The sequence below is a fragment of the Roseococcus thiosulfatophilus genome (assembly GCF_017311575.1).
GTDB classification, from domain to species: domain Bacteria; phylum Pseudomonadota; class Alphaproteobacteria; order Acetobacterales; family Acetobacteraceae; genus Roseococcus; species Roseococcus thiosulfatophilus.
Genome location: NZ_JAFFQY010000001.1, coordinates 165,319 through 173,109, shown reverse-complemented (window position 1 = coordinate 173,109; position 7,791 = coordinate 165,319). Strand labels below are relative to the sequence as shown.

Here is a 7,791-nt window from a genome sequence, read left to right as displayed (position 1 = left end):
GGACAGCGCGCGGAGTTTGGCGAAGGCCACATCGCGCGGCAAATACTTCATGCCGCAATCGGGCGCGGGGATGAGGCGTTCGGGCGGCAGCACCTCCAGCCCCGCGCGGATGCGGCCCGCCACGGTCTCGGGCGTCTCGACCTCCCGCGTGCCGAGGTCGATCACGCCGAGCATCACCGCCTTGCCCTCCAGCTCCCGCAGGATGCCGAGGTCGAGCCGGGGCTGCGCGGCCTCGATGGAAATTTGCGCGGCCGTGGTGCCGGACAGCTCCGGCAGGAAGGAGTAGCCGGAGGGCTTCTCGCTCACCATCGCCGCATAGCCGAAGCACATGTGCACGACCGTGGCGCCCTCGATGCCTTCCAGCGCGCGGTTGATGGCGGGGATGGCGAAGCGGCGCGCGCGTTCGGGGAAGGCCTGCATCCAGGGCTCGTCGAGCTGGATGACGTCCGCGCCGGCGGCCTTCAGCTCGCGGATTTCGGCGTTCAGCGCCACGGCGAAATCCATCGCGAGCTCGGCCTCGTCGGCATAGAACTCGTTCTTCGCCTGCGCCGTCATGGTGAAGGGGCCGGGCAGGGTGATCTTGATGGCGCGGTCGGTGTTGGCGCGGGCGAATTCCACGTCGCGCACCTCGACCGCGCGTGTGCGGGCGATGCGGCCCGTCACGCGCGGCACGATGGTGGGCTTGCCGGTGCGGCCAATCACCTCGCCGGGATTGCCATGGTCAATGCCCTCCAGCGTGGAGGAGAAGTGGTTGCTGTAGCTCTCGCGCCGGATTTCGCCATCGGTGATGATGTCGATCCCCGCGCGTTCCTGGTCGCGGATCGCGATCAGCGTGGCGTCGTCCTGCGCCTCCTCCAGCAGCGGTTCGGCCACGCGCCACACCTCGGGCGTGCGCACGCGCGGCACCAGGCGCCCGCGCAGCTTCGCCTGGTCCACGAGCCAGGCCGGCTGGGGGTAGCTGCCCACGACCGTGGTGGGCAGGAGGGGAAGTTTCTTGTCCATCAGCCGCGCTTTCCTTCGCCGATATCCCACCAGATGCCCGCCATCAGACGCAGCCCTTCGCGCAGCAGCGGCGCGAGGGCGTGCTCGTCCGGCCCGTGCTGGTTGCAGCCGGCATAGGAGTTGGGAATCCAGAGCACGGGCAGGCCGAGTTCCTCGATGAACATGTCCGAGGGGTTGGAGCCCGAGGAGTTGGGCACGATGTTGGGCGCCCGGCCGGCGGTCAGCGTCATGCTCTCCGCCACCACGCCGACCCAGGGGTTGTAGGGGTCGGTGCGCGCGGCGCCGAAGACGTCGCGCTCGGCCACGGGGACGATCTGCACGCCCTCGAAACCGCGCGCGTCCAGGTGCGCGCGGAGCGCCGGCAGGAAGTCCTTGGCCGGCACATCGGCGGTGTGGCGGATTTGCAGCCGGGCGCGGGCCTCGCCCTGCACGGCATTGGTGGGCGCGTCCGGGTGGCCCGTGATCTGCGCGAGCACGATGACGCTGGTCCAGCCGAAGATTTTTTCCGCCTTGGTCAGGCCTGGCTCGCCCCACTTCGGGTCGGCCTCCGGCAGGCCTGGAATGTCCTCGAAGACCAGGCCCGCGATGGCCTGGCGCACGCCGGGCGGGACGGATTTCGGCGTCCAGCCCTCCACCAGGATCTTGCCGTCCTGGTCCATGATGCTGGTCAGCGCATGCGCCAGCACGAAGCCCGGGTCACGCAGCACGCCGCCCCAATGGCCGGAATGATGCGCCTCATTCCGTAGATGCACCACCAGGTCGAAGGCGATGCCGCCGCGCGCGCCGAGCTTCAGCTCGGGCATGAAGGTGGTCTGCCGCGGGCCGTCCAGCCCGATGAAGACATCGGCCGCCAGCGCCTCGCGGTGCTGCACGATCATGTCGCGCAGCCCGGGCGAGCCCTGTTCCTCCCCCGTCTCGACCAGCACCTTGGCGTTGAAGCCGAGCCGCCCGCGTTCCGCGATCACGGCGCGCAGCGCCTCGATGGCGATGAGGTGCTGGCCCTTGTTGTCCACCGTGCCGCGGCCATACCACTTGTCGCCCTTCACGGTGACGGCGAAGGGGTCGAGCCCGTCGGTCCATTTGCCGGCCAAGCCGCGCACCACGTCGCCATGGCCATAGACCAGGATGGTGGGCAGGGCGGGGTCCTCGATGCGGGTGCCGACATAGACCGGGCCGAAGCTCGGGTTCGGGTTGGGAATGACCCGGCCCTCGAAGCCCATGCCCTCCATCAGCGCCGGGATGGTCTCCTCGCAATAGCGGGCGAGGGCGGGCTGACTGCCGGCCATCTGGCTCTCGGTGGGTACGGCGACCAGCCGCCGCAGCGCCTCCAGATAGGCGCCGCTGTCGAAGCATTCCTCCGCGCGCCGCAGCGCGCCGTCCCGGGACGGTTGCATCCTTGCCTCATCTCTCCCTGCCTTGGCCGGGGCGGATGCTGGCACCCGGCACCGTATTCCACAACCGAGGGCCACCCCGGCTTGACCTGCGGCGGGGGGGCCTCTATGCGACGGCCCAGCGCTTGTCCCGTTCGTCTAGAGGCCTAGGACACCAGCCTTTCACGTTGGCAGCACGGGTTCGAATCCCGTACGGGACGCCACCTTCAACAGATCGTCAAAACTCCCCGCTTCTCCATCTGCGGCAAAAGGGACTTCCGGTTGCGCGCGCGCCGGTGTTCCATTCCCCTTGGGGGAGGCACGCCGGATCATGGACGCATTGCTGGGGCCTGCGGGGCTTTCCACGTCCGAGGCGCTCGAAATCCTTCGCTTGTCGCTGCCGCCCGCCCCGCGCGACGTCGCCTGGTGGTCGGACATGGATTATCCCTTGGCCGGCGCGCAGTTGATGGACCTCTCGCTGCGGGGAGTGGTGGAAACGGACCTGCACAGCGTCACCCGCATGGGGCGCGCGCATCTGCCCCCCTCCCTCGCCGCGCTGCTGGACCGGCCGGCCCCGATCGAGCCGGTGATCGAGGCCATCCTGGGCCGCATCGGGCATGTGCGGGCGGAGATCCTGGCGGCGCTGCACGCCCGCGGGCGCCTGGAGGCCGGGCCGGCGCCGCTGTCCTGGGGCTTCTCCCAGGCCCGGCCCCGGCTGCGCGACCTGGGCGAGGCGGTGGCGCTGCGCGCCGCGATCCGCGCGCTGGTGGAGGGTGAGGAGCTGCCCTCGCCCGAGCAGGCCACGCTCGTCTCCGTTCTGCACGCCTCCGGGAGGATGGGCGACCTGCTGGCCCTGCCTTCGCCCGAGACCTGGCAGGCCCGGCATGCGGCGCGGATCGAGGCAATTCACCGGATGGAGCTTCTGGGCCGCGGCGTCTCGGCCACGCTGACCCGCGTGCGGGATCGGCTGCGCGCCTATGTCCTGCGGCCCGAGGGTGGCCCGAAGACGGCGCTGCGTCCTGGCGCGCGCTGGGAATGGCGGGCCTTCTGGCCGTCCGGCGCGCGGCCCCGCCTGCCGCCCGCGCTCGACCTCGCCGGCGAGGCCCGTCCGGGCGACGAGGAGACGAATGTGGACACCTACCTCTTCGTCCATGGCAAGCGGGACAACATCAAGCTCCGCGGCGGGGGGCTGAAGGTGAAGCCCGTCATCGAGGCCTTCGACGAATTCTGTGCCTTCGGGCCGAGCCTCCGGCTGGACTTCCCCGCGCGCACCCAGCGCCTGTCGGGCATCTTCGCCCGGTTCAACGACGTCCACGCGAAGCTGCGCGGCCGGGAGGAACTGCTGGCGGCCCTGGTGGCAGCCGGCTACCACCCGGGGGTGATCGAGGTCCGCAAGACCCGGCGCCAGTACCGCGCCATCCTCGGCGTGAAGGTCGAGCTGGCGCGGCTCACGGTCGGTGACCGGGAATTCCTCTCCCTCAGCCTGGAAAGTCGCTACCTCACGGCGCTGCGCGTCCTGTCGCGCCATGTCGAGGCGGAGGGGGCGGTGGTCGGCGGCTATGCCGAGTTTCTGGAGCAGGTGGCCCAGGGGGGCGGGTGAGGGGCGGGTGCCGGCCCCACCAGCCGGCGCCGAATGGGGCTGGAGCCCGGGCTCGCTCCCAGAAATGTCACCTCAACCCGGTAATTCGACCTCCACGCGCCACCCGGGCCGTCCTGCGGCGTTGGCTTGGCAGGCAAGGCAGGGGTTCGGCATGGCGCGCTGGGAGAGATATGAGGATGAGCGTGGCGCACGACGGGGCGACTGGCTCCTGGGCGGCGCCGCCCTGGCGGCGATTCTGGCGCTGGGCGCAAAAGCTTCCCTCACTTCAACCCCGCGCCAGCCCGCCCCTTCGCCACACCCGGGGCAGGGGATGGAAGCCGCCCCCTCGAGGGCCGGCGCCGGCGTCGCGGCGCGCAAGCCGGCCGAAATCCCCCCCCGAGGCTGGTGGCAGATCCTGAAGCGCACCGCCCAGCAGGCCAATGAGGACCGGCTGATGATGGAGGCCGCGGCCATCACCTTCTACACCCTGCTGGCGCTGTTCCCGGCGCTGGCGGCGCTGGCCTCGCTTTACGCGCTATGGGCGGACCCCGCGACCATCCAGGGGCATCTCTCCGCGCTGGCCGGCTTCGTCCCCGAAGGCGGCATGCAGATCATCGAGGAACAGGTGACGCGCGTGACCGAAACCGCCGGCGGCACGCTGGGCTTCGGCGCGGTGCTGGGCCTGCTCATCTCGCTGTGGTCGTCCAACCAGGCGGCGAAGGCGATGTTCGACGCGCTGAACATCGTCTACGAGGAGCGCGAGAAGCGCAGCTTCGTCCACTTCACGGCCGTGACGCTGGCCTTCACCCTCTGCCTCATCCTCTTCGCCATCCTGACCATGATGGGCGTGGTCGCGGTGCCGGTGGTGCTGGGCATGGTGGGGATGGGCGGCACGGCGGAGACCCTGCTGCGCTATGGCCGCTGGCCGGTGCTGCTGATCCTGGTGGGGCTGGTGCTGGCCTGCCTCTATCGCTGGGGGCCGAGCCGGGCGAGCGCGAAATGGCGCTGGGTGAGCTGGGGCAGTGCCTTCGCCTCCGTGGCGTGGCTGGGCGGTTCGGCGGCCTTCTCCTGGTATGTCTCGAATTTCGGCACCTTCAACGAGACCTATGGCTCGCTCGGCGCCGTGGTGGGCTTCATGACCTGGATCTGGCTCTCGGCCCTGGTCATCCTGCTGGGGGGCGAGCTGAACGCCGAGATGGAACACCAGACGGCCCGCGACACGACCGACGCGCCGGACAAGCCGATGGGCACGCGCCATGCCGAAATGGCCGACCACGTGGCGGCGAGATAGGCGAGGGCGCCTCAACCGCCATCGCGCGCCGACAGCAACAGCCCCGCCGCCGTTCGCACTCGGACGAAAGCCACGCCGAAGGCCGCGTCCAGCCGCGCATCCTCGGCCAGCGCCGCCGCCGCTTCCAGCGCGTGCAGGCGTCCCTGGTGCAGCAGCGCCAGGCGGTCGCAGCCGGCCAGCGCCAGGTTGAGGTCATGCACCACCACGGCCACGGCCGCACCCTCCCGCGCCGCCGCGCGCAGCCGCCGCATGAGGGCGAGGGACTGCCCCACATCCAGCGCCGCCGTCGCCTCATCGGCCAGCACCACGCCCGGCCGCGTGGCCAGCACCGAGGCGGCCAGCACACGCGCCCGCTCCCCGCCGGAGAGGCTGGACCAGCGCCGCGCCAGCATCCCCGCCACGCCATGCAGGGTGGCCACCTCCTCCAGCCCCTCGGCGCTGCCGCCCCGCTCGAGTCCCAGGCGCAGCAGTTCGCGCGCCGTGTAGTCCCAGTGTGGCGCGAAATGCTGCGGCAGGTAGCCCATGCGCCGGGCGCGCTCCCGCGCCGGCCAGGCGGGCAGGGGGCGGCCATGCAGCCGGACCTCGCCCGTGGCGGGGCGCAGCAGCCCGGCCATCAGGCGCAGCAGCGTGGTCTTGCCCGCGCCATTGGGGCCGATGAGGCCCAGCACCTTGCCAGGATGCAGGTCGAAGGTGACGTCTTCCACCAGTGCCGCCGCGCCGGCGCGGTAGCCCAGGCCCCGCAGGCTGAGCGCCGCCTCAGCCACGCCGCGCCTCCCGCGCCAGGACCAGCAGGAAGAAGGGCGCGCCGATCGCCGCCGTGACGAGGCCGAGCGGGATTTCCGCCGGCGGCAGAAGGGCCCGCGCCGCGCCGTCGCACAGCATGGCCAGCCCCGCGCCGATGGCCGCCGCGCGCGGCAGCAGCCCCCGGTGCAGCGGCCCCGAGGTCCAGCGCGCCAGATGCGGCGCCATCAGCCCCACGAAGCCCACCAGCCCGCCCCACACCACGCTGACCGCCACCACGAAGGCGCCGGCCAGCACGGCCAGCGCCACGAAGCGCCGCACCGGCAGGCCGAAGGATTCCGCCACGGCCTCGCCCAGCCCCAGCAGATCAAGCCCTCGCGCCAGGGCAAGGCACAGCGCCAGAGCCGCCACCGTCAGCGCCGCCAGCACGGCCAGTTCCGGCCAAGAGGGCGTTTGCACGCCCCCCAGCGCCCAGGCCAGCACGGCCTGCAGGCTGACCGTCTCGTCGGACAGCGCCAGCATCAGGAAGGAGCGCACCGCCCCCAGCAGCGCCGCCACCGCGACCCCCGCCAGCAGCAGCGCGGCGATGGAGGTCCCATCCGCCAGCCGCGCCAGCGCCAGCACCAGCCAGGTCGCCCCCCAGGCGCCACAGAAGGCGAAAAGCGGCAGGGCCAGCCATTGCGGCAGCGGCAACGCCACCAGCAGCGCCACCGTGGCGCCCACCGCCGCCCCGCCCGCGCTGCCCAGCAGATAGGGCTCCGCCAGCGGGTTGCGGAACACGCCCTGGAACACCGCGCCACCCAGCGCCAGCAGCGCGCCCACGCACCCCGCCGCCAGCACGCGCGGCAGGCGCCATTGCCACAGGAGTTGCCCCAGGGGCTGCGCCGGGTCGGCCAGCAGGGAGAGCGCCTCGGCCGGCGTCAGCGTCACCGCCCCCAGCATCAGCCCCGCCAGGAGCCCCAGCGGCGGCAACAGCCAGGCGATCATGCCGCTTCCCCGTGCAGCAGCCGCGCCAGGCTCTCCACCCCATCCACCACGCGCGGCCCGGGGATGAGGAATGGCGCGCGGCTGACCACATGCACGCGGCCGGCGCGCAGCGCCGAGAGCGCCGCGAAGCCGGTGCGGTGCGGCACCTCCGCCGCCTGGTCGGGCCGGCCGGCGACCAGGTAGACATCCGGATCGGCGCGCAGGATGGCTTCGCCCGAGACGAACGGCGGCCCGCTGGGCGAAAGCTCCGGAAACACGCTCTCGCCGCCCGCCAACCGCACCGCGTCGAAGGAATAGCTGCCAGGGCGGATGGTGCCATAGACGCCGCGCCCGGTGCTGGAGGTCTCCATAAAGACCCGCACCGGCGCGCGGCCTACCAGCCGCACCCGCACGGCGTCGAGCCGCGCTTCCAGCCGCGTCACCAGCGCCTCCGCCACCGCCTCCTGCCCCGTGGCCATTCCCAGCAGGCGGAGGTTGGAGAAGATCTGCGGCAGGTCGCGATGCGTCACCACCAGAGTGGGCACGCCGATGCGCGCCATGGGCTCGGTCAGCGCATGGGCGGCGTTGCGGGCGGGCGTCATCACCACCAGGTCGGCGTCCAGCCGCGCGATGGCCTCGGCCGAGAAGCCGAGCCGCCCGCCCACCAGCGGCAGCCCCTGCACCTCGGGCGGGAAGCGGGTGTAGGCCTCGATGCCCACCACGCGGTCCAGCGCGCCGATGGCGGCCAGCATCTCGGTGTTGGAGGCGAAGATGGCCACGATCCGCCGCGGCGGCCGTCCGATGACGACGCGCCGCCCCAGCCCGTCCGTCAGTACGCGCGG

Annotated in this window: 7 protein-coding genes and 1 tRNA gene; 3 read left to right on the top strand and 5 right to left on the bottom strand. The window is 72.2% G+C overall.

The window, feature by feature from the left end; genetic code table 11:
* Positions 1-1,002, bottom strand: a 1,002-nt coding sequence (locus JTN19_RS00830) for a uroporphyrinogen decarboxylase family protein (RefSeq protein ID WP_206929082.1), incomplete at its 3' end; no start/stop codon positions are given.
* Positions 1,002-2,396, bottom strand: a complete 1,395-nt coding sequence (locus tag JTN19_RS00825; protein ID WP_206929080.1) for a M20/M25/M40 family metallo-hydrolase — start codon at positions 2,394-2,396, stop codon at positions 1,002-1,004. The genes JTN19_RS00825 and JTN19_RS00830, both read right to left, overlap by 1 nt.
* 124 nt (positions 2,397-2,520) lie before the next feature.
* Between JTN19_RS00825 and JTN19_RS00820 the strand changes: the two genes are divergently transcribed.
* The 3 genes from JTN19_RS00820 to JTN19_RS00810 all read left to right on the top strand — a co-directional run bounded on the left by JTN19_RS00820 (position 2,521) and on the right by JTN19_RS00810 (position 5,242).
* A tRNA-Glu gene (locus JTN19_RS00820) sits at positions 2,521-2,596 on the top strand.
* Between the two features lie 107 nt (positions 2,597-2,703).
* On the top strand, positions 2,704-3,972 hold the full coding sequence (locus tag JTN19_RS00815; protein ID WP_206929078.1) for a GOLPH3/VPS74 family protein: 1,269 nt from the start codon (positions 2,704-2,706) through the stop codon (positions 3,970-3,972).
* Positions 3,973-4,282: 310 nt separating this feature from the next.
* A complete protein-coding gene (locus tag JTN19_RS00810; protein WP_206929076.1) occupies positions 4,283-5,242 on the top strand; it encodes a YihY/virulence factor BrkB family protein in 960 nt (319 codons plus the stop codon).
* An 11-nt stretch (positions 5,243-5,253) separates the two neighbouring features.
* Here JTN19_RS00810 and JTN19_RS00805 read toward each other — a convergent pair whose 3' ends face one another.
* Genes JTN19_RS00805 through JTN19_RS00795 form a run of 3 tightly spaced genes read right to left on the bottom strand, consistent with a single transcriptional unit; the run spans position 5,254 to position 7,728 of the window.
* Complete coding sequence (locus JTN19_RS00805; protein ID WP_206929074.1) at positions 5,254-6,006, bottom strand: ATP-binding cassette domain-containing protein; 753 nt, start codon at positions 6,004-6,006, stop codon at positions 5,254-5,256.
* Complete coding sequence (locus JTN19_RS00800) at positions 5,999-6,970, bottom strand: FecCD family ABC transporter permease (protein ID WP_206929072.1); 972 nt, start codon at positions 6,968-6,970, stop codon at positions 5,999-6,001. The genes JTN19_RS00805 and JTN19_RS00800 overlap by 8 nt, the downstream gene beginning before the upstream one ends.
* Positions 6,967-7,728: an ABC transporter substrate-binding protein gene (locus JTN19_RS00795; RefSeq protein ID WP_206929071.1), complete on the bottom strand. Its 762-nt coding sequence runs from the start codon at positions 7,726-7,728 to the stop codon at positions 6,967-6,969. Before JTN19_RS00795 ends, JTN19_RS00800 begins: the two co-directional genes overlap by 4 nt.
* Positions 7,729-7,791 lie beyond the last annotated feature (63 nt).

Coding starts and splice junctions, on each gene's coding strand:
- JTN19_RS00825 (WP_206929080.1), bottom strand. CDS start 2,396: ATGCAACCGTCCCGGGACGGCGCGCTGCGGCGCGCGGAGGAATGCTTC.
- JTN19_RS00815 (WP_206929078.1), top strand. CDS start 2,704: ATGGACGCATTGCTGGGGCCTGCGGGGCTTTCCACGTCCGAGGCGCTC.
- JTN19_RS00810 (WP_206929076.1), top strand. CDS start 4,283: ATGGAAGCCGCCCCCTCGAGGGCCGGCGCCGGCGTCGCGGCGCGCAAG.
- JTN19_RS00800 (WP_206929072.1), bottom strand. CDS start 6,970: ATGATCGCCTGGCTGTTGCCGCCGCTGGGGCTCCTGGCGGGGCTGATG.